32 protein-coding genes and 1 tRNA gene are annotated in these 25,645 nt (G+C 55.9%); 17 read left to right on the forward strand and 16 right to left on the reverse strand.

The genetic code is table 11. The features are described 5' to 3' along the window. Entirely contained in the window at window positions 1-1,074 is a 1,074-nt protein-coding gene (locus SIC18_RS03065; protein WP_048347618.1) for a peptidylprolyl isomerase, read from the reverse strand. Between the two features lie 65 nt (window positions 1,075-1,139). On the opposite strand from SIC18_RS03065, the gene efp reads away from it, so the two are divergent. Further along, the gene (gene efp / locus SIC18_RS03070; protein ID WP_048347619.1) at window positions 1,140-1,703 is read left to right on the forward strand and encodes an elongation factor P; all 564 of its coding nucleotides are present in this window, start codon (window positions 1,140-1,142) and stop codon (window positions 1,701-1,703) included. A gap of 2 nt (window positions 1,704-1,705) precedes the next feature. After that, window positions 1,706-2,185 carry an acetyl-CoA carboxylase biotin carboxyl carrier protein gene (gene accB, locus SIC18_RS03075; protein WP_048347620.1) on the forward strand — a complete coding sequence of 160 codons (480 nt, stop codon included), beginning with the start codon at window positions 1,706-1,708 and terminating at the stop codon, window positions 2,183-2,185. On the opposite strand, the gene pdxA is transcribed toward accB, so the two are convergent. Next, window positions 2,172-3,200, reverse strand: coding sequence for a 4-hydroxythreonine-4-phosphate dehydrogenase PdxA (pdxA, locus tag SIC18_RS03080; RefSeq protein WP_413430126.1), 1,029 nt, complete (start codon window positions 3,198-3,200; stop codon window positions 2,172-2,174). The genes accB and pdxA overlap by 14 nt on opposite strands. Between pdxA and SIC18_RS03085 the strand changes: the two genes are divergently transcribed. Next, window positions 3,199-3,393, forward strand: coding sequence for a hypothetical protein (locus SIC18_RS03085; RefSeq protein WP_048347622.1), 195 nt, complete (start codon window positions 3,199-3,201; stop codon window positions 3,391-3,393). The genes pdxA and SIC18_RS03085 overlap by 2 nt on opposite strands. On the opposite strand, the gene SIC18_RS03090 is transcribed toward SIC18_RS03085, so the two are convergent. Beyond that, entirely contained in the window at window positions 3,356-4,285 is a 930-nt protein-coding gene (locus SIC18_RS03090) for an SDR family oxidoreductase (protein ID WP_413430127.1), read from the reverse strand. The two genes, SIC18_RS03085 and SIC18_RS03090, sit on opposite strands and share 38 nt — an antisense overlap. 72 nt (window positions 4,286-4,357) lie before the next feature. Between SIC18_RS03090 and SIC18_RS03095 the strand changes: the two genes are divergently transcribed. After that, entirely contained in the window at window positions 4,358-4,549 is a 192-nt protein-coding gene (locus SIC18_RS03095) for a serine protease inhibitor (protein ID WP_413430128.1), read from the forward strand. Here SIC18_RS03095 and SIC18_RS03100 read toward each other — a convergent pair whose 3' ends face one another. After that, entirely contained in the window at window positions 4,550-4,981 is a 432-nt protein-coding gene (locus SIC18_RS03100) for an HNH endonuclease (RefSeq protein WP_413430129.1), read from the reverse strand. Between the two features lie 289 nt (window positions 4,982-5,270). On the opposite strand from SIC18_RS03100, the gene SIC18_RS03105 reads away from it, so the two are divergent. Then, a complete protein-coding gene (locus SIC18_RS03105; RefSeq protein ID WP_048348406.1) occupies window positions 5,271-6,779 on the forward strand; it encodes a DEAD/DEAH box helicase in 1,509 nt (502 codons plus the stop codon). Here SIC18_RS03105 and SIC18_RS03110 read toward each other — a convergent pair. The 3 genes from SIC18_RS03110 to SIC18_RS03120 all read right to left on the reverse strand — a co-directional run bounded on the left by SIC18_RS03110 (window position 6,734) and on the right by SIC18_RS03120 (window position 8,143). Beyond that, window positions 6,734-7,120, reverse strand: a complete 387-nt coding sequence (locus SIC18_RS03110) for a hypothetical protein (RefSeq protein ID WP_413430130.1) — start codon at window positions 7,118-7,120, stop codon at window positions 6,734-6,736. The two genes, SIC18_RS03105 and SIC18_RS03110, sit on opposite strands and share 46 nt — an antisense overlap. Window positions 7,121-7,131: 11 nt before the next feature. After that, a complete protein-coding gene (locus tag SIC18_RS03115) occupies window positions 7,132-7,563 on the reverse strand; it encodes a DUF6554 family protein (RefSeq protein ID WP_413430131.1) in 432 nt (143 codons plus the stop codon). A 64-nt stretch (window positions 7,564-7,627) separates the two neighbouring features. Then, complete coding sequence (locus tag SIC18_RS03120; protein ID WP_048347628.1) at window positions 7,628-8,143, reverse strand: AbrB family transcriptional regulator; 516 nt, start codon at window positions 8,141-8,143, stop codon at window positions 7,628-7,630. An 84-nt stretch (window positions 8,144-8,227) separates the two neighbouring features. Here SIC18_RS03120 and SIC18_RS03125 point away from each other — a divergent pair, with 84 nt between their 5' ends. The 3 genes from SIC18_RS03125 to SIC18_RS03135 are packed head-to-tail and all read left to right on the forward strand — an operon-like array spanning window position 8,228 to window position 9,043. Further along, window positions 8,228-8,518: a chemotaxis protein gene (locus tag SIC18_RS03125; RefSeq protein WP_048347629.1), complete on the forward strand. Its 291-nt coding sequence runs from the start codon at window positions 8,228-8,230 to the stop codon at window positions 8,516-8,518. Window positions 8,519-8,557: 39 nt separating this feature from the next. Beyond that, entirely contained in the window at window positions 8,558-8,761 is a 204-nt protein-coding gene (locus SIC18_RS03130) for a hypothetical protein (RefSeq protein WP_048347630.1), read from the forward strand. Window positions 8,762-8,815: 54 nt separating this feature from the next. After that, on the forward strand, window positions 8,816-9,043 hold the full coding sequence (locus SIC18_RS03135; RefSeq protein ID WP_413430132.1) for a hypothetical protein: 228 nt from the start codon (window positions 8,816-8,818) through the stop codon (window positions 9,041-9,043). 3 nt (window positions 9,044-9,046) lie between these two features. Here SIC18_RS03135 and SIC18_RS03140 read toward each other — a convergent pair. Together SIC18_RS03140 and SIC18_RS03145 are read right to left on the reverse strand one after the other, a co-directional pair. Continuing rightward, window positions 9,047-9,118, reverse strand: a tRNA-Gly gene (locus SIC18_RS03140). 51 nt (window positions 9,119-9,169) lie between these two features. Beyond that, complete coding sequence (locus tag SIC18_RS03145; protein WP_048347632.1) at window positions 9,170-10,324, reverse strand: pyridoxal-phosphate-dependent aminotransferase family protein; 1,155 nt, start codon at window positions 10,322-10,324, stop codon at window positions 9,170-9,172. A 54-nt stretch (window positions 10,325-10,378) separates the two neighbouring features. Between SIC18_RS03145 and cbiD the strand changes: the two genes are divergently transcribed. The 6 genes from cbiD to mrdA all read left to right on the forward strand — a co-directional run bounded on the left by cbiD (window position 10,379) and on the right by mrdA (window position 17,201). Next, window positions 10,379-11,554: a cobalt-precorrin-5B (C(1))-methyltransferase CbiD gene (gene cbiD / locus SIC18_RS03150; RefSeq protein WP_413430500.1), complete on the forward strand. Its 1,176-nt coding sequence runs from the start codon at window positions 10,379-10,381 to the stop codon at window positions 11,552-11,554. A gap of 48 nt (window positions 11,555-11,602) precedes the next feature. Beyond that, window positions 11,603-13,189 carry a glutamine-hydrolyzing GMP synthase gene (gene guaA / locus SIC18_RS03155; protein WP_413430133.1) on the forward strand — a complete coding sequence of 529 codons (1,587 nt, stop codon included), beginning with the start codon at window positions 11,603-11,605 and terminating at the stop codon, window positions 13,187-13,189. Between the two features lie 194 nt (window positions 13,190-13,383). After that, window positions 13,384-13,896, forward strand: a complete 513-nt coding sequence (locus SIC18_RS03160) for a hypothetical protein (RefSeq protein ID WP_413430134.1) — start codon at window positions 13,384-13,386, stop codon at window positions 13,894-13,896. A gap of 472 nt (window positions 13,897-14,368) precedes the next feature. Next, window positions 14,369-14,980, forward strand: coding sequence for a hypothetical protein (locus tag SIC18_RS03165; protein ID WP_413430135.1), 612 nt, complete (start codon window positions 14,369-14,371; stop codon window positions 14,978-14,980). 14 nt (window positions 14,981-14,994) lie between these two features. After that, window positions 14,995-15,390, forward strand: coding sequence for a hypothetical protein (locus SIC18_RS03170; RefSeq protein ID WP_413430136.1), 396 nt, complete (start codon window positions 14,995-14,997; stop codon window positions 15,388-15,390). A 5-nt stretch (window positions 15,391-15,395) separates the two neighbouring features. Then, the gene (gene mrdA, locus SIC18_RS03175; protein WP_413430137.1) at window positions 15,396-17,201 is read left to right on the forward strand and encodes a penicillin-binding protein 2; all 1,806 of its coding nucleotides are present in this window, start codon (window positions 15,396-15,398) and stop codon (window positions 17,199-17,201) included. A gap of 1 nt (window position 17,202) precedes the next feature. Here the strand turns inward: mrdA and SIC18_RS03180 are convergent, their stop codons facing one another. From SIC18_RS03180 to SIC18_RS03195, 4 genes are all read right to left on the reverse strand, one after another. Next, window positions 17,203-18,348, reverse strand: coding sequence for a glycosyltransferase family 4 protein (locus tag SIC18_RS03180; protein ID WP_413430138.1), 1,146 nt, complete (start codon window positions 18,346-18,348; stop codon window positions 17,203-17,205). A 13-nt stretch (window positions 18,349-18,361) separates the two neighbouring features. Then, on the reverse strand, window positions 18,362-19,558 hold the full coding sequence (locus SIC18_RS03185) for an NAD-dependent epimerase/dehydratase family protein (protein ID WP_048347641.1): 1,197 nt from the start codon (window positions 19,556-19,558) through the stop codon (window positions 18,362-18,364). 58 nt (window positions 19,559-19,616) lie between these two features. Beyond that, the gene (psb34, locus tag SIC18_RS03190; RefSeq protein WP_048347642.1) at window positions 19,617-19,784 is read right to left on the reverse strand and encodes a photosystem II assembly protein Psb34; all 168 of its coding nucleotides are present in this window, start codon (window positions 19,782-19,784) and stop codon (window positions 19,617-19,619) included. Between the two features lie 134 nt (window positions 19,785-19,918). Then, the gene (locus tag SIC18_RS03195; RefSeq protein WP_413430139.1) at window positions 19,919-20,731 is read right to left on the reverse strand and encodes a thiazole synthase; all 813 of its coding nucleotides are present in this window, start codon (window positions 20,729-20,731) and stop codon (window positions 19,919-19,921) included. A 94-nt stretch (window positions 20,732-20,825) separates the two neighbouring features. Between SIC18_RS03195 and SIC18_RS03200 the strand changes: the two genes are divergently transcribed. Next, complete coding sequence (locus SIC18_RS03200; RefSeq protein ID WP_048348407.1) at window positions 20,826-21,347, forward strand: hypothetical protein; 522 nt, start codon at window positions 20,826-20,828, stop codon at window positions 21,345-21,347. Here the strand turns inward: SIC18_RS03200 and SIC18_RS03205 are convergent. The 3 genes from SIC18_RS03205 to rpmI all read right to left on the reverse strand — a co-directional run bounded on the left by SIC18_RS03205 (window position 21,315) and on the right by rpmI (window position 22,543). Next, window positions 21,315-21,890, reverse strand: a complete 576-nt coding sequence (locus tag SIC18_RS03205) for a tetratricopeptide repeat protein (protein ID WP_048347644.1) — start codon at window positions 21,888-21,890, stop codon at window positions 21,315-21,317. The genes SIC18_RS03200 and SIC18_RS03205 overlap by 33 nt on opposite strands. Before the next feature lie 36 nt (window positions 21,891-21,926). After that, window positions 21,927-22,274 carry a 50S ribosomal protein L20 gene (gene rplT / locus SIC18_RS03210; RefSeq protein WP_048347645.1) on the reverse strand — a complete coding sequence of 116 codons (348 nt, stop codon included), beginning with the start codon at window positions 22,272-22,274 and terminating at the stop codon, window positions 21,927-21,929. Window positions 22,275-22,345: 71 nt separating this feature from the next. After that, on the reverse strand, window positions 22,346-22,543 hold the full coding sequence (gene rpmI, locus SIC18_RS03215) for a 50S ribosomal protein L35 (RefSeq protein ID WP_048347646.1): 198 nt from the start codon (window positions 22,541-22,543) through the stop codon (window positions 22,346-22,348). Between the two features lie 76 nt (window positions 22,544-22,619). Between rpmI and SIC18_RS03220 the strand changes: the two genes are divergently transcribed. Both SIC18_RS03220 and SIC18_RS03225 read left to right on the forward strand, forming a co-directional pair. Continuing rightward, window positions 22,620-24,233: a SpoIID/LytB domain-containing protein gene (locus SIC18_RS03220; RefSeq protein ID WP_413430140.1), complete on the forward strand. Its 1,614-nt coding sequence runs from the start codon at window positions 22,620-22,622 to the stop codon at window positions 24,231-24,233. A gap of 6 nt (window positions 24,234-24,239) precedes the next feature. Next, on the forward strand, window positions 24,240-25,643 hold the full coding sequence (locus SIC18_RS03225; RefSeq protein WP_048347647.1) for a glycosyltransferase: 1,404 nt from the start codon (window positions 24,240-24,242) through the stop codon (window positions 25,641-25,643). The last annotated feature ends 2 nt before the right edge of the window (window positions 25,644-25,645 follow it).

Below are 25,645 nucleotides of genomic sequence, written 5' to 3' on the forward strand. Positions count from 1 at the left end.
TCAGGCGTGATCTTGGAGTCGATCGGCGCCTTCGATCACCTGGATGCGTTTGATTCCGTCGTTAACGCCCAGTTCTTCGAGCACATCAAAGCCATCCACCACATAGCCGAAGGCGGCATTCCGTCCGTCCACGAGGTTTAGGCCCGCAGGCGTTAGCTCTGCTTCGTAGAGGAACAGGAAGAATTGCGACGACCCATCGTCAAGGGCTTGATCGGAATGCGCCCAACCCAGAGTCCCAAGGGTGGAAAAGGGAAGGACTGCGGCTGCTTTGAATAGGCCAACGTCCTCAAATGTTTCGTTGTAGAGGGTGTCGGGTTCGCCTGGAACGCGAATTTCTAGGGGAACGTGTCGCTCTTTTTTGGTCTTTGGGTCCACGTAGCCGATGTCAGGACCTTCCGGGTCGCCGGTTTGCAGGATGTAGAAATCTTCGGCGCGATTGAAGGGGAGACCGTCATAGAAGCCCTTCAGGCTGAGATCGATAAAGGCGCCTGCTGTTAGAGGAGCGTTGTAGCCATCCACAACGGCAGTGAGGTTTCCTTGGGTCGTTTCGATGACCACGGTTGCCCGTCCGGCCAGTCGTGGCAAGGCATCGAATTCGGAGGGAATGTCAGGGAGACGATCGTCGATCAACAAGGCTTCGAGATCACCCACCCGGCTCAGAGTGTCGCGACGGATCTGGATGAATCCATCCCGGTCGTTGGCATCCGTCTCCTCCTGAAGCTTGACAAGGTCAGCGCGCACCTCGTTGAGGAGCAGCTCAGCCTCACTGCGCTGATCCTCAGGAACGGCCTCCAAAATGCTGTTGCCGCGGGTGGCCACCAGTTTCTGGGTGCGGCTCACCGTGCGTCCCAAAGCACTCCAGCGCTTGGCACGCAAATCGGTACTGGTGGATTCCAAACGATGCTGAAGCTCGCGAAGATCCTCTTGATTCATCGGCAATGAATCGCGCAGGATTGCCGCAGGATCCTGTACGGCATTGCCTTGAGGCAGGCCTGCCCAGACTGGTTTGGCAAGCCAGAGGCCAAAGGCGGCTAGCCAGGCAAGAAGCAGAGCGGTCAGACGGCGGTGAGCCAAGGAGAACCCCAGGTGCTGTCAGGACTTTGGCACAGCCGTATGATCCACTGAAACGTTCCGCGGGAATGATCTCCAGCAACGACTTTCGCACCGGCACCACAATCGAGCTGGACGGTGCTGTCTGGCGTGTTGTCGAGTTTCTGCATGTCAAGCCAGGCAAGGGGTCTGCGTTTGTCCGCACCAAGCTCAAGTCCGTTCAAAGCGGCAGTGTGGTGGAGAAAACATTCCGAGCTGGAGAGATGCTTCCCCAGGCTCTGCTCGAGAAGTCGACCCTGCAACACACCTACATGGAGGGCGAAGATTTCGTCTTTATGGACATGTCCTCCTATGAAGAGACGCGTCTGACCGCGAAACAGATCGGAGAGAGTCGTAAATATCTCAAGGAGGGCATGGAGGTGAACGTCGTCACCTGGAATGAGAAGCCTTTGGAAGTGGAATTGCCGAATTCGGTTGTGTTGGAGATCGCTCAGACCGATCCCGGTGTGAAGGGAGACACAGCAACCGGTGGGACGAAACCTGCCATCTTGGAAACCGGAGCTCAGGTGATGGTTCCCCTGTTTTTATCGATCGGCGAGAAAATTAAGGTTGATACTCGCAATGACACCTATCTGGGACGGGAGAACGGTTAATCATGCAGCTCGACCACGATCAACTTCACACCCTGCTTGCCGCTCTCGTCGAGAGCGATATTCAGGAATTCCGCCTGGAGGGAGACGACTTCCGCCTGGAAGTGCGTCGCAACCTACCGGTGACCACAGTGGCTGCACCATTGGCACCAGTGGCATCTGCACCGGTCGCTCCTCCGCCGGAGAGTCCTGCTGTTGAATTATCTGCCGGGACTCCACCGCCTGCAGCTGGATCTCGCTCAGATTTGTTGGAAGTGACGGCCCCCATGGTGGGGACCTTCTATCGGGCTCCGGCGCCAGGAGAGCCTTCGTTTGTAGAGATCGGGACCCGCATTGGCGTTGGCCAAACGATCTGCATTCTTGAAGCGATGAAGCTGATGAATGAGCTCGAATCTGAGCTGGCTGGTGAGGTGGTTGAAATCCTGGTGGATAACGGCACCCCTGTTGAATTCGGTCAGGTGTTGATGCGGGTTAAGCCCGTCTGAGGTCCCAGGCGGCCCGAATTGCTGCCACCATGCTCGTCGATCTCGCCACCCCCTGTCCTGCGATATCGAAACCGGTTCCATGGTCTGGTGAGGTGCGCAGGAACGACAGGCCGAGCGTGGTGTTCACGGCCTCATCGAAGGCCATCAGCTTCATGGGGATCAAGCCTTGGTCGTGATACAACGCAAGGATCCCATCCGGTGAGTCCTGTTGACCTCCTTGCTGCCAGGCCTTGGCAGCGCTGAGCCAGCAGGTGTCAGGAGGCAGAGGCCCGCTCAAATTGATCTGGGGATGGTTTTGCTGCCACTCCTGGAGTGCGGGGATGAGCCAGTTGGTTTCTTCGCTGCCAAGGCGCCCCTGTTCTCCAGCATGGGGATTGAGGCCAGCAACAAGCAAGCGTGGGTTGGGATTGAATCTCAGACAGAACTCGCTGAGCACGTCCAGCTTGCGGAGTATGAGGTCGGGGGTGAGTGCAGTGGAAACCTCCTGCAGTGGAATGTGCGTTGTGGCGAGAAGGGTGTTCAGCCTCCAGCCATGGTTCGGTGAGACGGCTGTGAACAGCATTGAGGCTTGACGCGCATTGTCGAGTTCTGCCAAACGTTCTGTTTGGCCTGGATAGTTGTGTCCTGCGGCATGCCAGGCATGTTTTGCAATGGGTGCTGTGACCAAAGCCAGTGTGTGCGCCTCTCTCACGCGCGAGACGGCATGACTCAGCCAGCGAAAACTGGATGCGCCGCTTTCAGGGCTTGGTGTCCCAGGGGTGATTGGGTCATGGATCGGTAGATCGTCAATGTCGAGATCGCTGGGATCCATCAGTAGGGGGCACTGTTGGGCTTTGAGCCTGGTGTACGTCTGCTCTAACGTTGTTCGGCAGCCAACGACGAGTGGGTTCAGTCCATCGGGTAGTCGAGGGTCGGCGAGGGCTTTCAACGTGACTTCCATGCCGATTCCAGCAGGATCACCGAGTGCAATCACCAGGCGGTCGGTAGCGTCAGAGGAGGGATGAGAGAAGGACATGCTGCGCTGGTTGCTCCTGGGGTTATTGCTTTACGGGTTGGGGACGGCGTTGAGGAAGGGTTGGATTGAAGTTCAGTGGCAGCGGTTGCTCGATGATGCAGGACTCATTGAAACCGGTTCAGACAAGCCGCTTCCGTTGCATGAATTGCCGATGCTTAAGGCTTCGCCTCAGGTTCAGGATTCATCCCGTTGAAGCCTTCAGCCTCGAAACAATCCTTGAGACCGCTTGAATAATCGGGATGCAGAAAGGTGTAGCCCAGCTCGTCTCGCAGGAGTGCGTTGCTCACTTTGCGGTTGTCTGCCCAGAAGGAGAGAGCCATTGGGCTCATGGTGGTTTGGGCTTCACTGAAGGGGATCGGTGCTGGGAGTTTGCATCCCAACAGTTCGGCGGCAAAACGTTGAAGCTCGAGGCGGGAGGCGGGCCTGTTATCACTGATGTTCACCACTGTTGGTCGCTGTCCTGCTGCGGCTCGATGCATGAGATGCCAGCAGGCTCCAGCTAGGTCATCCACATGGATTCGGCAAAACATCTGCCCTGGTTGATCTATAGGAGTGACTTCGCCTGAGTGGACGGCAGCCAAAGGGGACCGGCCAGGTCCATAGATCCCTGGTAGTCGCAGGATCTGCACGGGCAGGCCGCTGTTGCGCCACAGTTGCTCACAGTCCAATCGCTTTTGGCTGCGGAGTTGAGTGGGTTGGGGCTCGTTGGTTTCATCCACCCAGTTGCCATTGCTATTTCCGTAGACCCCTGTGGTGGAGAAATAGCCGACCCATTGGAGTGGAAGCTTCTGCAGCTGCTCTCCCAGACACGACAGCACTGGATCCGTTCCCTCTTTGGTGGGTGGGATGGTGCTGATCAGATGGGTGACGGAGGCGAGCACGTCTTGGCTGGGCACCATCCCGTTGGTGCTGTCAAAGGGCAGATCATCACTGCCGGCTTTCGGTCGGCGGCGCGTGCTGATCACTCTCGTCCCAAGCGCTTTGGACAATTTGGCGAGATGCCCTCCGCTGAATCCAGCGCCAAGAATGCACAGCGTCGCGTCTGACGGGAGAGGAGAGCAGCGGTTGACAAGATCGTTCAGCATCAGTACAAACGTATTAATTGCAATTTCGTTGTGGCTGATTCTTCCTTTTCACTGGCGCCCTCACGGCATTCCATGCTGCCCCAGAGCCGGGTGCCTCGTCGTGATCATGCACAGGCTCAAGACACGGCGCTGGTTCGTACGGGCTCAGCGCTTCTGGCAGCGGCTTTGGTGACAGGAGCTTTGTTGTTGGCACCTGAAAGGCCTGAGCAAAGCGCCTCCATCTGTCAGCAGTATCACTCTGAGGCGGCCTGTCGGGTGTGGTGATCAGGCTGTACGAAGCCCCCAGCTCTGATCGTCATCCCTCTCGGAGTGAATCTTGTTTGGCGTTTCGGAGCGGGGCGGTTGGTTGTGTTCAGGCTGGGCCCATTGCAGCAATCGCAGGGCAAGGCGCAGATCGCCATCCATCCAGGCGCGGATAGCCATGGCGCGGCGGGGGTCGTAAAAGCGTTGATGTCGATACCACTCAAAAACATCCTGATCAGACTTACGTCCATTGCAGGACAGGCAAGCGGGCACGCAATTTTCGGTGACGCTCATGCCTCCGCGACTCAGGGGGAAGACATGGTCGATGGATTCAGAAGGTTTGCCGCAATAAATGCAGCGTTTTCCAGTGTGGAGATGGATCGATTGACGCCAGCGTCGAGTTCGTAGCTTTGGACAGAGATCTTCAAGGAAAACCGCATCCCTGCTGTGCATCCCAACACCTCAGCTATTGAGAGTCTGACGTGAGGGCAGGGTTCGTCAACGTGTCGAACGCTGCATTTTCATGGTCATGCAGGTTTTTGCCGGATCAATGGATGCGTGATTGGCACAGTTATCCACGGGTGCTGTGTGGGCCGGCGCGCTTCGGAGCTGTGTAGAGGACTAGCGTCTGAGTCCTTGAATTGGAATCACGGCTTCATCACCAACAGCATGCACGCTGGGATTGACTCCGTCTGGATTGGTGCAGGCCCGTTACCCCTTCGATGCGGTAACTCATGCGGAGATGCGCAGAATTCGCCCGAGGGGCGTCTGGCGTGGTTCTCGGCTGGGTTGGGAATTTCCGCTTGCATCAGCTGAGGGTTTGTTGCAGCGTTTTGAGCGGCGCTTCCGTGTGGATGAGGAGCTGATGCGTTGGTTGCATTGGCATCGTCATCCGCTCCCCCCGCTGCCGCCTCACCGAGATCTGATCGCGCACGCGGATCTGGATCAACGTTTGCGTGATGGCCGCTTGCCGATGCCTCACCAGCGCTCGGGTGCTCGCTGGTTGTTAGCGAGGCGCGGGGCGGTGCTGGCCGATGAGATGGGTCTTGGCAAAACTCTCACTGTTTTGCTGGCGGCGCGAGCCTTGCTGCGTGCCCTGCCGCTGCGTTTGTTGGTAGTAGCCCCTGTGGGGTTGCATTCGCATTGGCGCCGAGAGGCTGCTGCCCTTGAGCTGATGCCGGACCTTTGCAGCTGGGCGCGACTTCCGTCTGAGCTCCCGGAGGCGGGTACTTTGCTGCTGGTGGATGAGGCCCATTACGCCCAAACCCTGCAAGCACAACGTACTCAGGGTTTCCTGCGCCTTGCCCGGCATCCCCGCCTGCGAGCCATTTGGATGCTCACCGGCACTCCGATGAAGAACGGCCGGCCTGATCAGCTTTATCCCTTGCTGGCTGCGATGGACCATCCCATTGCTAGGGATCAGCACTCTTACGAGGAATTGTTTTGTCAGGGGCATTTCCGCGAGCAAGGTGGACGGCAGCGATGGCAAACCGCAGGAGCCAGTCGATTGGACGAGCTGCGTCGCCTGACCCGACCGCTTGTTTTGCATCGCCGGAAGCAGCAGGTTTTGGAACTCCCCCCCAAACGAAGGATGTTTGAAGGGATCGATCTCAACGCTGAGGAGGTCAAGGGTTTTGATTACCGCCTTCGGTTGGTCATCGATGACTATCGCCAACGGGTGGCGGAGGGTTTGGTGCGTTCTGATGCTGAATCTTTGGCGGTCCTCACAGCTTTGCGGCAAATTGCCGCTGAATTCAAGTTGCCAGCTGCGCAACAGTTGATTCAGCGTTTGCGGCAGCAGCACAAGCCGATCGTCTTGTTCAGCAGCTTTGTGGATCCGTTGTTGCTGCTCCACGAACGACTGGGAGGTGTTTTGCTAACAGGCCGGCAGAAACCTGATCAGCGGCAGCTTGCTGTGGACCGCTTTCAATCTGGGGAGACCGATTTACTTTTGGCTACCTTTGCTGCTGGTGGGCTTGGTTTTACGCTCCACCGCGCTCAGCATGTTGTTCTCTTGGAGCGGCCTTGGACGCCTGGGGACATCGACCAGGCGGAAGATCGTTGCCATCGCATTGGGATGGAAGGAGGGCTGACCAGCCATTGGCTTCAGCTTGGTCTTGCTGATCAGCTCGTGGACGGTTTGGTGGCTAGCAAAGCCGAACGGATCGAACTGTTGCTGGGACCGCGTCGCGTCACGCTTGAGCGTCAGCCGTTGCCAACGATGGTGTCCCGCTGCTTGCAGGACTTATGACGCATATTCAGTTCATGCACCACCATTGGATCCGTGGATCCCTTGTTTTGGCGCAATAGCGCCATTGCTTGGGTCACGTCTGCGCAAGCTTGGTCGGTCTTGCCCATCAGGGTGAGCAAAAGCGAGCGATCAGCTAGCGCGGCTGGTTTGTCTCCATGGGCGTCCACGACCTCATTGCAACGTTGAAGTGCTTGGTCGAGTTTGTTCAGATCAAGATCTGACATGCAATCAGCAATGGACGTTTCAGCTGAGACGGTCGCGGTCTTCGGTTCGGATCGGCTGCGGCATCCCAAACCTGTGAGAAGCAAACCACCAATCATCAGGATGGGAATGAATCGCATGGAAGGGAGAGTCAATAGCTGTATCGGTCGTCTTTTCCCCAGTCGGAGGAAGTTTCTGAAGTCGTTGATGAATTGCTCGAATTAGTTGAGTTGAGGACGCTGTTTAGAGATTTTGCAGAACCTTTGCTGCCTCCAAAAAGATCCCCGAGATACTGGCCGCAGTCGGGGTAGCTACCTGGATCTTCGACAACCGCCTCAGTAATCATCACTGCAGCATGTTCTGGTGAGGTTTTGAACATTCCGCTTTTTTGGCGTTTGATCAAGGCATAAGCCGCTTCCCAGCTGACCTTGTGATCGTTATTACTACTTCTCATATAACAATAAATTTTTGCGCCCTTAACGGCCTCAGGTGTCCCCGCGATCGCTTCTAAAGGAGTCAGGTTAAGTCCAGCTATACCGGCCAGAGAGAGGAGGAGCGCAAGGCGCTGGCGCAGTCGGGCCATGGCAGGACGATTGAAGCGATCAGAAACTAAATTATCGATTCAAATCGCTCTGTCTAGGCCCGAGTCAGGAATCACCCAGCCCAAGTGGTGATAGCAGTTTGACCACAACAGGGATGACGAGCAAGACAGTGATCAAGCGAACGGCATGCAGTGCAGCAACAGCTGCGCCAACGCCGTAGTCAGCTCCAACCAGGCTCATGCCGCTGATTCCTCCAGGCGCTGCACCCAGCAGGGTGACGAGAGGATCAACGCCTAGCAGTCTGCTGCTCCATAGCCCCACCACGATTCCGGTGAGGACAAGGGTGAGCGTGATCAAGACCGCAGGCTTCCACAATTGCTGTAATTGATCGAGTGAGGTTTTAGTCAGGCCTGTACCGATCACCGTGCCAATGGCGATTTCCAGGCAGGTCTTTGTGCCTGCTGGCCATTGAGCCACCTCGAGGCGTCCACTCATGCTCACCATGGCGGTTCCGATCAGTGCGCCTGCCAGTGGTGCAGCAGGGATTCCAGTGCGTGTGGCAAGCAATCCCATGCTCGTGCCGGCGAGGAGATAGAGGAGCACCGTTGTGAGTGGGGGCATGAACACCACGCTGCAGATTGATCCTTAGTCTGGTTCGAGTGGTTCTGATGTGCTGTTATCGGGGCATATCTGTTTACTGGTGCGATGACTCAGTCCGTTTCCTTTCGCATAACGCGTACCGCTGAGGATGTAGCCCAGACCCTTAACGCTTTATCTCAACGGCTGATCAAGCTTGAGAACCGCCTTGAGAGTTTGGAGCTTCAGCTGGAACGCCAGTCGTCTGAGGTCAACACCATGCCTACAGATGAGATGGAACGCCTTGATGGGGTCGATCGTTTGCTGACCGACTGCAGAGACCTGCTACTGCGTTCTGATCCGCAATGGGTGGATCAATCCAATTCTGATATGTGCTCGGAGCAAGACTTGGCGGCCTAACCCATCCCCATGGTTGCCACAATTTGAATAAAGCGATCCATGGCTCATTCATCGACCAATTCCGCAGCGATGCGCGAAGTCACTTCGCGCAACTGCCAAAATTTCTTTGAAGGTGGTCACCAGCTTGAAAAGCTGGAATTCGCTCTAGCTGTTGCAATCACACGTGGAGATGCCAGTAGATGCGAAATGCTTCGTGGTCAGATTGCTGAACTTGGAGGCAACATCGAAGAGCCAGGTACTTGAGTTGAGATTGGCTTATCATTCATTCGTTAGACTATTGATATCTAAGTCCATTTAGTGTTGAATTCGGTACTCGATAGAACTTCAACGATGGTGCAATCTGCTCCCAATCAAAAACAGGAGCATCTTGCTAAAGCGGATGTGTTTTTTCAACAAGCGCAATCTGCGGCCGAGGCAGGCGATGTTTCGTCTTCAGGATCTTTTATTTTGAAAGCCCTTGAACAGGAACGACGCGCAGGCACCGTCGGTCCTCAGGTGATGCAACTGATTAAACCTAGATCTTGACTAAGCGGGTGACCGGATTCGAACCGGCGACGTCCAGCTTGGGAAGCTGACATTCTACCGCTGAATTACACCCGCACAGGCGTGATCCTATCCCACGCCCGATGCCCAAGTTGATGATTAATTGCTCTAATTATTGCTTAAGACGGCTGATGCAGCGCTAAGTCCCGCACCCATCTGGCCCTTATGGAAGCCAAGTGAATGCAACACGGATTCAATGGCAGCTACGGCGGTCAAAACATCTCGATCGCAAACAAAGCCGAGATGGCCAATGCGGAACACCTTGCCTTTGAGATGGTCTTGACCGCCGGCTAACAGAATGTCGAAGCGATCTTTAATGGTTTTACGAAGCAGTTCCGCATCCATTCCTGCAGGTGCAACTGCCGTAATCGCCGGACTTCCATGGCCTTCGGCTGCAAACAGCGTCAATCCGATCGCTTTCATCGCAGCGAGTGCTGCATCGCGGTGACGCGCATGGCGGGCAAAAATCGCTTCAAGCCCCTCCGCCTGCATCATCTCCAGCGCGGCGTCGAGAGCGAAGTACAAATTCACTGCAGGCGTGAATGGATTGCTGTTTTTGGCTGCAGTTTTTCGATAGGGACCCAAATCCAAATAAAACTTGGGTAGATCGGAGCGTTCGTAGGCTTTCCAAGCTCGCTCACTCATCGCGACAAAGCTGAGCCCTGGCGGCATCATGTAGCCCTTTTGGGATCCAGATGCGACCACATCCAGGTTCCACTCATCCATGGGCACGTTGGTGGCGCCAAGGCTTGTGACGCAGTCGGCGATTGTCAGAGCTGTGCCATGGGCTTGGACGTGGCGGCTGATCGTTTCAAGATCGTTGATCACGCCTGTGGATGTTTCTGAATGGGTCAGGATCACCGCTCGGATCGTTTTGTCACTGTCGGCTTCCAACACGGTCCGGAAGTTGTCTGGGTCAAGGGGTTGTCCCCAGTCCGCCCTGATCACCTCCACCTCAAGGCCGTAGGCACGTGCCACCTTGACCCAGCGCTCGCCAAACTTGCCATTGTCGCCACAGATCACCCGATCTCCACGACTGAGTGTGTTGATGATTCCAGCTTCCATGGCAGCTGTGCCGCTACCGGTGATCACCAGTACGTCGTTGTTGGTTTGATGGAGCCAGCGCAGTTGGGCCGTTGTTCGTTCCACCACCGCTTGAAACTCACCGCTGCGGTGCCCGATGGGATGGCGTCCCATCGCTTTCAGAACCGTTTCTGGCACCGGGGTGGGTCCGGGGATCATCAGGGTGAGCTTGTCCTGCACGTCCGGAAGAGCGCCAATCGTTCATTCTAAAAAACGATCCGCTGGCTATTCGGTATCACCCAATCCCGCACAGACTCCCCCCAAGGGCTGACACTCCCCGTCTGGGTTGCCGCCGCAGCTCGAGCGGCCACGAAAGTGTTGTGTGGACAGGCGTTCGACACTCCACAATCGCTGCAGATTCCAGGTCGTGATCAGCCCCTCAGCGTGCCGCTTCAATCGGCAGCGCCCTTGCAAGGAGGTGAGCAAGCTTTGGCGATCAGCCGCTGCGACCCAGGTCCAGGTCTTGATCTCACTCGAGATTTAGAAATTTGGGTTCAGGTGCGTTGGAGTCAACCGGTAACAGGCTGGTTGGAGATCGTGCCGGGGGAGGGGATCGGCAGACAGGGGCCTGAGGGTGATCTTTGCGCTTCTGATTTCGCCCGCCGCGTCTTGGAGGCCAATCTGCGCGACCTGGTTCCTCCTGGTCGATGTTTGCAGATGGAAGTTGTGTTTCCGCTCGGCCGCGAATTAGCCCAGCGCACGAGTAATGCAGCGTTTGGCGTGGTGGACGGCTTGGCCTTGATCGGCACGCAAGCCGAGGTGCAGTCGAGTGCATCGCCGGATCAGCTGCGCGCCAGTCTTGATGCTCTTCAGGCAATTGCGGGAGCAGCCGATTTCTGCGGATCCCTCACCCTTGTGATTGGGGAGAACGGGTTGGATCTCGCCCATCAGCTGGGTCTTGCTGATCAACAGCCTCTGCTTAAGGCAGGGAATTGGATTGGGCCTTTGCTTGTGGCCAGTGCGGAAGCGGGTATTCGCAACCTCCTGTTGCTCGGCTATCACGGAAAGCTGGTCAAATTGGCCGGCGGGATCTTCCATACCCACCACCATTTGGCGGATGGTCGATTAGAGGTTCTTGCGGCGATTGCCCTGCAGCAGGGACTCGGTGTGGATCTGATCAAAGACCTACTGGCTTGTGCGTCTATGGAATCGGCGCTTCAAGAGCTTCAGAAGTGCGATTCCACCAGTGCAGATCAGGTCTGGCAAGCGATTGCACAGGCTGTTGAAGTGCGAAGCGAGGCATACCTAAAGCGTTATGGCACCTGGTCTATGCGGGTTGGTGCAGCGTTATTTGATCGCGAACGTCAGTTGCGTTGGACCGGATTGACAGGACACTCCCTTCTCGCCTGCTGCGGACTTGGCATTCATTCGGAAGGGGAAGAGGCCGGCTTTGATCCTTCTCTACGCTGAAGGAACTGAAGGTTTGGAAGGCCGTTCCTTTGACGGTCCTAGTGCGGTATGTCATCAGTCCAGAGCGAAGGTCAGCGCAAACCGGCCATCGTCATTCTTGATTTCGGTTCCCAGTACTCGGAACTGATTGCCCGCCGCGTTCGTGAGACGCAGGTGTTTTCGGTGGTGTTGGGCTACAGCACCAGCGCTGAAGAATTAAGGGCTTTGGCTCCGCGTGGAATCATCCTCAGCGGAGGCCCAAGTTCGGTCTATGCCGATGAGGCTCCCCTCTGCGATCCAGCGATTTGGGATCTGGGCATCCCTGTGCTGGGGGTCTGCTACGGCATGCAGTTGATGGTTCAGCAGCTTGGTGGTCAGGTGGTGGCGGCTACGGGTAAGGCTGAATACGGCAAGGCTCCGCTCATGGTGGATGACCCCACTGCACTTCTCACGAATGTGGAGAGTGGCTCCACGATGTGGATGAGTCACGGTGATTCTGTGGAGGCCTTGCCCGACGGCTTCCTGCGTTTGGCGCATACAGCGAATACGCCTGAGGCGGCGATTGCGAATCACAAGCGACGCTTATACGGCGTTCAATTTCACCCTGAAGTGGTTCATTCCACCGGTGGAATGGTGATGATTCGCAATTTTGTTTATCACATCTGTGGTTGCGAACCGGATTGGACCACTGAGGCTTTTATCGATGAAGCAGTGGCAAATGTGCGTGACCAAGTTGCTCAAAAGCGTGTGTTGCTTGCCCTGTCAGGAGGCGTGGATTCTTCAACTCTAGCTTTTTTATTGAAGAAAGCGATTGGAGATCAACTCACTTGCATGTTTATCGATCAAGGCTTTATGCGTAAAGGCGAGCCTGAATTCCTGATGGAGTTCTTTGATCGTAAGTTTAATATTCATGTTGAGTATATCAATGCTCGAGAACGGTTTATTAAGAAGCTTGATGGCATTACGGATCCAGAAGAAAAGCGCAAAATCATTGGCACGGAATTCATCCGCGTCTTTGAAGAGGAGAGTCGCCGTCTTGGCCCATTTGATTACTTAGCCCAGGGCACGCTGTATCCGGATGTGATTGAAAGTGCTGGTACCAACGTGGATCCCAAGACCGGGGAGCGTGTGGCTGTGAAGATCAAGAGCCATCACAACGTGGGAGGACTTCCTAAGGATTTGCGCTTCAAGTTGGTGGAGCCCCTGCGCAAACTGTTTAAGGATGAAGTTCGTAAAGTGGGCCGAACGCTCGGGTTGCCCGAGGAGATCGTGAGTCGTCATCCCTTCCCAGGCCCTGGACTGGCGATTCGCATCTTGGGCGAAGTGACGGAGGACAAGCTTGATTGTTTGCGTGATGCCGATCTGATTGTGCGCGAGGAAGTGAATGCGGCAGGGCTCTATCACGACATTTGGCAGGCGTTTGCGGTGCTTCTTCCCGTTCGCTCAGTGGGCGTGATGGGGGATAAGCGCACTTATGCCTGGCCGATCGTGCTGCGCTGTGTGTCGAGTGAGGACGGCATGACCGCTGATTGGTCGAGGCTTCCCTATGACCTGATGGAAGCGATTTCCAATCGGATTGTGAATGAGGTGAAAGGAGTGAATCGTGTGGTAATGGACATCACTAGCAAGCCTCCAGGAACGATTGAGTGGGAATAGTTCTAGTCCAAGCCTTATTCCACTTGTCAAAAAGTTGCTTTAAACTAGTAAAAGGGTGTTGATTCAAAGGGAATTTTGGATTGCTGGGTCTTCGAAATAAGCTCTTTTAAAGTTCAAAAGATGTATTTGAAGTAGAAGTTCCCGATGTGTTTGGTTTGAATTGTCTATGTCTTGATGAGAGATAGGTACCCTGGATGAATACTCTTGGTATGAGTATATTTTCCTGGCGCCCGCTGTACATTGCAGCCTACGGTGGAAAATACGGCTGTTTCGGCTATGCTTATCTGGAATCTTTCGTAACTCTTGTTTGGTGCGGCTCCATGACTAAGCACGCCTATTATGCTTCCCTCGAAATCGTTCAAGAGGGTAAATGTTATCGCTGCGATCTCCCGTTTAAATCTTTGAGCCAAGAATTTGAGCGAGGGGAGGTCATTGATCATTTCTATTCAATACTTTCGCATCCGATAAATGGCGGAGTTATTAATAGGTATGGAATGTCCGCCTATGACTTTTCAGTGGATATTGTTGACAATGAAAAGGAGTCTATTGAAAACTATGATCTCAGTTGGCTCTTCTCTGTCGATTGTTGGCAAAGAATTTCCCAGCCTCGCGCTTATCCTTACCAACATCGTCTTAACCTTCTGGGATCATTAAGCAAGCATGTTGAGTATCACTCAGAGCGTAGTGGGCTGGAGGAGAATTTTTAGTGTAGAATTCAAGGCTAGGTGAATGCATTGTACTGGTTATAGAGTTCATTGTGTTTTTGAAAAATTCTTTTTCAAAGTTTAAAATTCCAGGATTATTGGTAGCACTAGTTGCCAATGCGGGTTTTTGAGGCCTGCTGTTCAGAGTTTGTTGTTTGAACAATTCAATAGAAAAGAATTCACGTCAATGGCTCTGCCTTGATCCTTTATTAGCGTTATTTTTAGATAAGCTGACTTCGGAAATGGCGGGATCTCTTTTGCGCTTCCTTTTGAGAAACTGTAGGATTACTCAAAATCGTAGCTTGTGAAAAAGCATCTTCGTTGGTTTGATAAGTGTATTGCGCTTAATTGTTCGAGCTCTTAGTGAGAAACTCAGTTGATTGATTTGGAGAATTGACTTTTCTTGCGTACATATTGGGAGGGGGCTGGTGGATGAGCCTTAGCGTCGATACCCTTAGCTCCCGGCATCAATCCCTTGACCGCTGCTCAAGAGCAGGACCTCCAGCTTCAGCGCCGTCTTCAGCAAGACAGCATTCTGTTGGCAGGGAAAACGATCTACATCAACCCCTTCTTGTACTGGCGTCGCTTTGACAGCAATACAGATCGTTGGTTGCGCGAACCAGGTCAGCTTCCCGAAGAGCAGATTGCCTCGAATCGCAGTCGCTTTTATCCCGAGCTCGACTGGACCTTGCTGGATGACTCCAATCGGGAGATCAAGGATGGAGCGGTGGAGATGTTTCTCAAAAGCTTGGAGCTCATCGGGACGTTTCATCCCGAGCTCAGCTCCGGGCATTTGCTTGAGGTGGAGCGCAAGATGGCGATCACCAAGAAGCGATCGTTCGAGCGTTGGGTCGAGAAGTCGTACCGGAGACGAGCCAAGCAGGAAACCAAGGAACGACGTCGCTTTGTTCGGGACCGTTTTTGGCGCTCGTGGGGGGAATGGCTTTCGTTAGAAGCCACCCATCACGCTTTGGCTCCAGCGGTGGCGTTGTTGGTGCTCGCAGGTGTTGGTGGCTGGTGGCTTGGGTCCTCTAATTCAAGTTGTCCGACACTTTTGCCTCCTCCGGAGCAGACTGGAGTCCGCTGAGTACGGGTCTGCTCATGGCTGAGAATCAACCGTTCGACACCCTGAGACTGACGTTGATGCAGGAGGTCTTGCCAGTGGGGCTTGCTTTGGTCGAGCGAGTCCGGGCTGGAGGTCCAGCCAAGGTGGTGGAGCCTTTTACGTCAGGTGTCTCGGATCCGTTGCGTGAGTTGCGTGATGAAGGTGAACCAGCAGCAAAGGATGTGCGTGAACGACTCGATCAAGTGAGTCCTGGGCTTGGTAATCCAGTGATGCCCGTGCAGGTAGCTGTGGAGGAGCCTTCAGCAGAGGCGGTCGAGGTTCTGGAAGAAGGCAATTCACTGGAACAGGATGAGCAGCAGTTGCATGAGGTTCTGGCGAGGATTACCCAGCGGCTTCGGGCTTTGGAAGCTCAGCTTGAGCTAGAGAGCTAAAGGGCATGACTCGCTCCGCTTCTCCTCAAAGGGACGCTCAGCGTCAAAGCGGATTGCGCCAGCAGCCTGTGGTTTTGTTCGGATTGGTGCTGTTGTTTTGTAGCGCCATGGTCGCTCGCTTGGTGTGGCTGCAGGTGTTGGAGGGTCCTCGCTACAGGCAGTTGGCGGATGAAAACCGCATTCGTCTCGTACCCAGATCGCCAACGCGTGGCCGTTTGCTGGATCGCAAAGGGCGGGTTTTGGCCTCCAGCAAGCTCACCTATTCGCTGTATGTGGAGCCTCGCTTGGTCGATGACGCAGCCTGGCCGCAGTTGCGCGATCGCCTTGCCACTCTTCTGGATTTCAACCCGTCAACCCTGGATCGTCGCCGCCAGTCGGGGCCGGATCGCAATGGCTACCGCATCAATTTGGCCAGTGAACTTAGCTCCGAGCAGGTGCTTCGTTTCCGAGAGCAGTCCCTCGGACTGAAGGGTGCCCAAGTGGACGTGGACATTCTGCGCGCCTATCCCCACGGAACACTGGCAGCCCATACTCTCGGCTACACCCAGCCGATCACTGAGGAGGAATACACCGCACTGGCGGATCGGGGCTACAAGATTCGTGATCGGATTGGTCGCATCGGGGTCGAGGCGGCCTACGAGTCCCACTTGCGTGGCAAGTGGGGCGGGCAAATGCTTGAAGTGAATGCCATGGGTGAGGTGCAAAGGCACCTAGGCGATCGTCCATCCGTGGCCGGTAAGGACCTAACGCTCACTCTCGATCTTGATCTTCAGAAGACAGCTGAGCAGGCTTTGGCTGATAAGCCTGGCGGCGCGATCGTGGCCATGGACCCTCGCAACGGAGCAATCTTGGCCCTTGCGAGCAAGCCCAATTTTGACCCCAATTTTTTCTCGAAACTTGTCACCACTCAGAAGGAGTACGACGCGCTCTTTTCCAATCCCAAAAAGCCGCTACTAAGCCGTGCCATGAATGCTTATGACCCTGGAAGTACATGGAAGCCCGTGACTGCAATGGCAGGAATGGCGTCGGGCAAATTTCCTCCAGAGGTCAAGTTGAACACCACCGCCTGTATCACCTATGGCGGTCACTGTTTCCCTGATCACAATGGCGCTGGGTTTGGACGGATTGGCTACGCCGATGCCCTGCGCTTCTCCAGCAACACGTTTTTTTATCAAGTTGGGGTGGGCTCGGGTTCTCTCGCTCTCAAGAAAGCGGCCACGCAACTTGGTTTCGGGCGGAAGACAGGGATAGAAATTGGTTGGGAGGAAAATGTAGGTCTCGTTGGAGATGAAGAGTGGGCGAAGGAAGGCCGCGGCTGGGCGGAGCCTGGATCCACTCCGTGGATCCCTGAGGACATGGCCTCGGCGTCGATTGGCCAGTCGGTGGTGCAGATTACCCCTCTGCAACTAGCACGGGCCTACAGCGTGTTTGCCAATGGTGGCTGGCTGGTGACACCCCATCTGGCAGATCAAGGCTTGGATTGGACCGCACCATCGCGGCGCACCAAGGTGCCGATCAAGCCATCAACCCTGGCCAAGATCCGTCAAGGGTTACGCAAGGTTGTCGAAGACGGCACGGGCTATGGCCTGAACGGGGAGGGAATTCCTCCTGCAGCGGGTAAGACCGGTACAGCAGAGGACAGCACAGGCGGTCCGGATCATGCCTGGTTTGCCAGCTATGCCCCTTATCCGAATGGGGAGATCGTTGTGGTGGCCTTCGCTCAGAACACGCCAGGGGGAGGCTCAGTGCATGCGCTGCCGATGGCTAAGAAAGTGATTGAGGTGTGGAACCGCAATCGCAAGCAGAACTGACTTACGCCGCTGAGGAGATTTCTGAGGACAGCACCTGGCGGTAAAAGCCGCGTAGCTGCTCTGTTGCCCCGGCCCAGCCCCAACGTTCTGCTTCCGAACGGGCTGCATTGCGCAGAGCTTGACGCTCGAGGTCATTTCCGAGCAGTTTGCCGGTGGCTTCGATCAAGCTCCCCGCCCCTGCATCTTCACCGTCCGGTTCGTAGAGACAACCGTTGACGCCGTCGCTGATGATGTCCGGGATGCCGCCGCGATTGGCGCCCACTACGGGGCATCCAGCTGCCATCGCCTCGAGCAACACAAGGCCAAGGGTTTCTGTGCTTGAGGGGAAGAGGAAGGCATCACCGCTGGCATAAGCCCCCGCTAGTTCCTCGCCAGCCAGATAGCCCACAAAGGTGGTAGCGGTTCCCTCGAAATGCTTCTCCAGTTGCTGTCGGTGGGGACCATCGCCCACCAGTGCTAGTCGCGTATCGGGTAGTGCTTCGAGCACCGGACGGATCCGTTCGATCTGTTTTTCTGCTGACAGCCGTCCGACATACAGCAGAAGCGCTCCGCGGTCGTCGTAACCACCAAGTAAGCGTTGACGTAGTGCGGGGCTACGCAACTCGGGCCGAAACAACTCCGTATCCACGCCCCGCTGCCACAGGGCGGTGTGCTGGATGCCCTTATCGCTGAGCTCTTGCACCATCGCGGTGGAGGTGCAGAGATTTAGGACTGCTTGGTTATGAGCCGCTTTCAGCAGCTCCCACAGCAGGGGTTCGAGCATGCCCATGCCGTAGTACTCGAGATACTTCGGCAGATGTGTGTGGTAGCTGGCGATGAGGGGGATGGATTTGGTCTTGGCGAGCCAGATGCCCCCTAAGCCCAAAACCGCTGGGTTGACCACGTGGATCAGGTCTGGTTGGAAGACATCGATGGCCTCGGAGACAGCAGGCCGCGGCAAGGCCAGCTTCAACTCTGGGTAGAGCGGCAAGGGCATGGCGGGAACCCCCACCACCTTGGCTCCCATGTAATGACTCGGTGCGCCCTCTGGGCAGAACACCACCACCTCGTCTCCGGCATCCGCCAAATGCTTCACCGTTTTGGTGAGCCGGGTCACGATGCCGTCGACTTTGGGGAGGAATGTTTCTGTAAAAAAGGCGATTTTCAAGGGTTCGTCCCGATTAGGAGGCGTTGCCGATGGCTTGGGCCTGCGTCTTGGTCCAGGCCGATGTGCAGAGAATGCGATTCCGGTCGCAGCGATCCGCATAGCGCGTGGCGATTTCCACAACCTCCTTCAACAGGCCGTCATCAAGGGTGGTGGGTTTAAGGCCCAGCTCGATGAAACAGCGGTTGTCCACGATCAGATCGTTTTCAACGGCTTCGTTGCGGGGGTTCGGAAGATTGTTGACCTGAGCACCTGTTAAAGCAGCCACCTTCTTGGCCAATTCGCCCACCTGGTGGCTCTCGGTCATTTGATTGAAGATCTTGACCCGTTCGCCTTTCTCTGGGCGGTTTTCGAGCGCGAGCTGCACACAACGCACCGAGTCACGGATGTGGATGAAGGCGCGGGTTTGACCGCCGGTGCCATGCACGGTGAGTGGATATCCGATCGCTGCTTGCATCAGGAAGCGGTTCAGCACCGTTCCGTAGTCACCGTCGTAATCAAAGCGATTGGTGAGGCGCGGATCACGATCCGTGGCCTCGGTGTTGGTGCCCCAAACAATGCCTTGGTGAAGGTCAGTAATTCGGACCTTGTCGTTCTTGTTGTAGTAGAGGAACAGCAACTGATCGAGCGTCTTGGTCATGTGATAAACGCTGCCAGGACTGGCCGGATGAAGAATTTCCTCTTCAAAACGGCTGCCGTCAGGCTGGGGCACTTCCACCTTCAGGTAGCCCTCAGGAATGGTGGCGCCACGGTGGGAGCCATAGCCATACACACCCATCGTGCCGAGGTGGACCACATGGATGTCCTGGCCCGATTCCACGATCGCGGCCAGCAGGTTGTGGGTGCCGTTCACGTTGTTGTCAACGGTGTAGCGCTTGGTGGCGCTGCTCTTCATCGAGTAGGGCGCAGCTCGCTGTTCGGCGAAGTGCACGATCGAATCCGGTTTCTCTTCAATGATCAGGTCGAGGAGCCGTTGGTATTCGTGGGCGATGTCCATATGGATGAATCGCATGGGCTTTCCGCCAATGCTTTCCCACACCTTCAGACGTTCACCGATGCTCACGATCGGCGTCAACGACTCCACTTCAAGGTCGATGTCGATCTTGCGACGGCTGAGGTTGTCCACGATCAAAACATCGTGATCTTGGTCGGCCAAATTCACCGCACAAGGCCAGCCGCAGAAGCCGTCACCACCTAAAACGAGAACTTTCACCCCAAACTCCTGCTGAAGCGAGCAAGCCGCTGATTTCTCGCAAGCTACTACAGGGTTTTCAGCTGACGGCTACGGACAGAGCAATGAGTGAGACAACAAGCACTGCGCCGGTGATGATCAGAAGCCGAGAGCTGTTGCTGAGAGAGGCGCCGTCGCTGATCACTTCCATACGAGGTTCCTTGGCGAAGGCATTGAGGCGACCGCCATCTTCTTCAGTGACCTGCATGGATTGAGCTACAACTGAACGGGACCTTATGGACTGGATCGCTGTTGCGCCCCTGCTCCTTCATGTTCCTTTACGTCCCGAGATGTTTTGTTGCATCGAGGCGGTGAATGGGTTGATGGGCAGATTGTTCCTTGTTAGCTGTTGATCCGGCCGCTGGTAGGGGAGCTTGGAGAGGCTTCTGGGCGGGTTGGCAATCGGCCAGCCCGCAAGGATTGGCGCCCTGCATGAACGGCGTTGGCCATGGCTTCTGCCATCAGAGGAGGTTGTCCAGAAAGAGCAATGGCGCTGTTGATAAGCACCGCATCCGCGCCCATCTCCATGGCTTGGGCCGCATCACTGGGCACGCCAATTCCCGCATCGACCACCACCGGCACCGTGGCGTTCTGGATGATCAGGCCAATGTTGGCAGCATTGCGCAATCCCTGACCTGATCCGATGGGGGATCCCAGCGGCATCACGGTGGCGCAGCCCACATCTTCTAAGCGTTTGGCCAGCAGTGGGTCGGCATTGATGTAGGGCAGAACTGTGAAGCCCTCCTTCACCAGCATTTCTGCTGCTTCCAATGTTCCAAAGGGGTCGGGCAGCAAATGGCGACTGTCTGGAATGACCTCGAGTTTTACAAAATTGTTGTTGTCCTGACCCGCCAGCTTGGCGAGCTCCCTGCCGAGCCTGGCCACCCGCACGGCCTCTTCCGCGTTGGTGCATCCCGCCGTATTGGGGAGCATCCAGATTTGTGACCAGTCAATCGCTTCCATCAGCCCTGCATGCCCTTCAGCGACGGCCTGAACCCGTCGTACGGCAACTGTGACCATCTCGCAGCCTGAGCGCTGCAGACTGTGCTGCATGGCCTCCAAGCTCGGGTATTTGCCCGTCCCGGTGATCAGTCTGCTGCTGAAAGTGCGTCCTCCAATTTGGAGAGCATCGTCTTGAGAGTGGGTCGGATTCATAGTGGTCAGTTGCGGTTTGGTTGGAGAACCGGATCGTGATGGGGTCCAAGCAGGCCGCAACCGCTCTACCCTGCGCAAATCATCTATTGCTTGCATGCCCGTTCCTCCCGTCATGGACGTACCGGTTGAGATTCAGGCACCGTTTGAGTCTTCCCAATCGTTTGATAGTTCACAACTAGCCATACCTCTCGAACTTGAGGGATCTGTTGAGAGTTTTGATCCTGTTGCCCGCGCTGCTGATCTCGCTGCAACCCTGCCACGCCAGTGGTGCGGAAATTACACCTCGTTCACGTCAAATTCCACCGTGGATGTGGAATTGACCTTGACCCGTTTGAGGCCAATGGGCCAGATGGTGGACTTGCGCGGTGAAATGCGCATCGGCTCGATTTCAACGCCTGTTCAGGGCAATCTCAATGCCAAATCGGATCAGCTTGACCTTCTGCCCTTATCTCCTGAGCTCACCGATGACTTGGAAATTGGCGGGAGATTTTTAGGATTACAGGACTTTTCATTGGCTGGATGGGTGGCTCCAAGGCTGACCAATCCCGGTGGGCGTCTTGACCTTTCAGGAAGCTGCGCTGTTTCAGAATCCGCGCCCATCAGGGCCCTTTGGTGAGGCTTGACTCGAATTTTTGACCTTTGAAGCTGCACGTTCCAAGCGTTTTAACCGCTTGCGTGCAGTTTTGTTTTTAGGGTCAATATCGAGTGCTTGGCGATAAAGGGCACAAGCTTTCTCGTTTTCTAATAAGCGCTCTTGCGCAAAAGCAAGATTATTTATTGCTACTGGGTAATTCTCTTTAGCGCGAAGAGCTGATTTGTAGTGGCGTACGGCAGTCGTAAAATCTTTTTCCGCTGCTAACGCGTAGCCCAGGGCATTCTCAATGAGCGCCCGTGCTTCATCGGGCTCGTCGTTGAGCTTTTTGACCGCTTGGCGCAGGGTCACAATCGCCTGCGGGTACAAACGCTTGCGCAATTGAACCGATGCCAGCTCATACAAAGCACCTGCGTCTTTAGAGGACGCGACCTTGTCTTGCTCCATCTTGAGCAAACTTTGTTCGTCGCGACGAACACGTAAAAATTGGCGACCGACAACCACAGCGACGATCGCCAAGAGGCCGATCAGGCCCAACAAATAGGTCTGAGGCAGCAAGGAATTCATGTCAGACCCAAGAAACGTCCCAATGGGGACTGATCATTAACCCTGAGTGGCATTCACAACGTTGGCGAAACTCGCAGGATCGACAACAGCCATTTGGGCCAACATTTTGCGGTTGATCCGCACATCAGCTTTCTTGAGACCACCGATCAAGCGGCTATAGCTCACGCCATTCAACCGTGCAGCAGCGTTGATCCGTGCAATCCAAAGACGGCGGAAATCACGCTTGCGACGACGACGGTCGCGGTAGGCATTACAAAGCGCCTTCATGACGCGTTGGTTTGCGGTACGGAAGAGTGTTCCGTTGCTGCCGCGGAAACCACGGGCTAAGCGGAGAATTTTATTGCGGCGTTTACGGGCAACATTGCCTCTCTTGACGCGAGCCATGAATCAGATGTGGAGAAGTTGAGGGAATATGTCCTGCGTGGATTACCACCTGGCAGGACTCAGGGCTGAGCTCAGGCGTAGGGAATCATCAGAGTGACGCGTTCCTCATCGGTGCGATCCACCACAGCCTTGGTCTTCAAATGACGCTTCTGTTTTGGCGATTTGTGATCGAGAAGGTGATTATGAAAGGCGCGGCGACGCATGAACTTGCCAGTGCCTGTTGCTTTGAACCGCTTGGCGGCTGCTTTGCGGGTCTTGAGCTTGGGCATGGATTAGGCAGCACGCGGCATAAGCAACAACAATAGAACGTTGCCTTCCTCAAAGCCAATCAATTCAAGCCGCGTCATGCTGAATCCAGTTGCAGCGGACGTGTCCTTGACTCCTCCCATTGGCTGGCTGAAGTGCCGGGTCGTAGTGCCTTTGGCGTTGGTGAGTGCCATCGCTTGCGGCTGCCGCGCTCAAGAAGCGCCTCTCGAGTCGGGTCCTTCTGTCGTTGTGACCCATCGCTCGGTGCCTTTGCCGCCCAAGGCCCATGAAGCCCCTTTATGGGTGGCACTGGACGATCACCTCGGCCGCGGCACCACCACGCAACAGTCCGGGCCTTTGCTCACTTTGAACAGTGCTGGTCAGGAGTCCCTGCGTTTGAGGGATGCATCTGGAGCGGAGGTTGCAGAGGCAAGGTCGCTGCGTCTCAGCTGGCGACTTGCTCCTTTGGCGGAACCTGTGGAGATTGCACGCCAGATTGCTGGCCCCTTCGCCAGTTTTGAATCAGCGGAACGGATTGCCAATCGTTGGCGTCATCAAGGTGTGGTTGCCCGTGTCGCCCATCCCGGCGACTGGGAGGTGTGGGCACCCATGGATGCTGAGCCGCTTGAAGGGGTCTCGGTGCGGAGATGGATGCGCACGGTGAAAACGGAAATGAAAGTCGTCTTGGAGGGCCCATCGGGTGGACGCACGTTGCAGGGTCCGCTGATGCTGGCGGCTCCGAACGGTCTTCTTTGGCAGGGAGGCGTTCTGCGTGGCCCATTTCGTCTTCAGCCGGATGCCTACGGCAGTTGGACATTGCTCGAACAAGTTCCGCTGGAGCGTTATTTAGAGGGGGTGGTTCCTCACGAAATTGGCGCCGGATCTCCCAGGGCGGCACTCGAGGCTCAGGCGGTGTTGGCGCGCACCTGGGCCCTGGCGAATAGCCATCGGTTTGCAATCGATGGCTATCACCTCTGCAGTGATACGCAGTGCCAGGTGTACAGCGATCCCCGTCAAGCCAGTGCTGCTGTGCGTCAGGCGATTCGTGCCACGTCAGGACAAGTGTTGACTAGGAATGGCGAGCCGATTCAAGCCTGGTATCACGCCAGTAATGGTGGAGTGATGGCTGGAGGAGATGAGGCCTGGGCGATGGACTCACTTCCTTACGTTCAGGCCCGTGCCGACGGCTCAGCGGCATGGGTCAATGGAATGGCGTTGCCAATGAAGGACGCCTCCTCCGTGAGTGGCTTGCTGGCGCGCAGCGAGGGGGCCTATGGCACGAATCACCCCCGTTTTCGTTGGTCGCGAACCTATAGCGCTGGCCAAGTGGCCCAGGCTTTACGTGCAGCTGGTCTTCCTTCTGGTGTCCCCGATGATCTCAGAGTTGAGAAGAGAGGTGCGAGTGGAAGAGTGCTTGCTCTCGACATCGAGATGACGGGTGATGGAGAGGCGGTTCTGTTGCAGCTGGATGGCATCCGTCGCACCCTGCGTCGCCTTCCCAGCACATTGTTTGTGATTGAGAAACTTGGGCCCGATCGATGGCGTTTTAACGGTGGAGGATTTGGTCATGGAGTGGGCCTCTCGCAAGCTGGTGCCATCGATTTGGCGGCTCGGGGTTGGAGCTTTGAACGGATCCTTAGCCACTACTACCCGGGCACAACATTGACTGCGGTTCAGCCGTCGGCGAGCTCCCTAACTGGTCAGGCCCCTTAAAGTCCCATGACTTCGAATGGTGACAGGGTGTTGGCCGCAGGGACAGGCGACCGCCGGCGCGGCAAGACAGCCCTGTTTGTGGTGGCTTGCGGTTGCGCTGGAGCCGCACCCCATTGGCTTGATCCCTCCAGGAGCCTCATCCCTTCGCTCACGCTTGCGCTCGTGCTGGGTGGGTATTCCCTCAGCACAACGCTTCGAGGCTCTGACGAGAGTGCTAGTCCCGCGAATGGCACGCCTGCAATTGATGGGGATGAGCCCTCAAGTACAGACTCCTCTTCGGTTGTAGAACCCGCCGTAGTCGACAGCCTTGCCTCTTGGCCCAACGTGGACGTGGTGGTGGCGGCCAGGGATGAAGAGGCTGTGGTGGCACGTTTGATGGAACGCCTGGGAGCACTTCGCTATCCAGCGGGCCAACTCACCACCTGGATTGTTGATGACGGCAGCGAAGACAAAACTCCAGATCTGTTGGATGAACTGAAGCCTCAGTACCCCAACTTGAACGTGATTCGCCGGCAGCGCAATGCAGGTGGAGGGAAGTCGGGTGCGTTAAATGCTGCGTTGGCTCAAAGCAGTGGGGAGTGGATTCTCGTGCTGGATGCCGATGGTCAGATCAGTGACGACCAACTGGAACGCTTGATTCCTATCGCCGTGATGGGTGATTGGTCTGGGGTGCAGATGCGCAAAGCGGTGACGAATGCTGATACCAACTTGCTGACGCGGGTCCAGGCCATGGAGATGGCGTTTGATGCGCTGATTCAGCAGGGGCGCCTGTTGGGCGGAGGGGTGTCTGAACTTCGTGGCAACGGGCAGTTGCTGCGTCGTGATGTGTTGGAAGCCTGCGGTGGCTTCAATGAGGACACGGTCACGGACGACCTGGACCTTAGTTTTCGTTTTTTGCTCCAGGGTGCGCGCACAACGCTGCTTTGGAATCCACCGGTGCGAGAAGAAGCGGTGGAGTCCATTTCGGCGCTTTGGAAGCAGCGACAACGTTGGGCAGAAGGAGGGTTGCAGCGCTTCTTTGATTACTGGCCGGGGTTGCTATCCAATCGCCTAACGGTCGGTCAGAGACGTGACCTGGCTTGCTTTTTCTTGCTTCAGTACGCTCTCCCTGTTCTCTCCTTTGCCGACTTGGTCACCAGTGTGATTACGCGGACCTCACCGGCTTACTGGCCCTTGTCGATCGTCGCGTTTGGCGTGTCAGGCGTTGCGTATTGGAGAGCGTGCCGCCGCTTCAGCGAAGGCCCTGCCCTACCTCAACCCGATCCATTTTCATTGCTGTTGGGTATTGCCTACCTCAGCCATTGGTTCTTTGTCATTCCCTGGGTCACGTTGCGGATGGCAGTGCTTCCCAAGACATTGGTTTGGGCAAAAACCAGCCATCGCGGGACTGAAGAGACGGTCAAAGCCTGAGC

Origin of the sequence: Synechococcus sp. Cu2B8-bc1011 (assembly GCF_047302735.1) — a bacterium.
Lineage (GTDB): Bacteria > Cyanobacteriota > Cyanobacteriia > PCC-6307 > Cyanobiaceae > Synechococcus_C.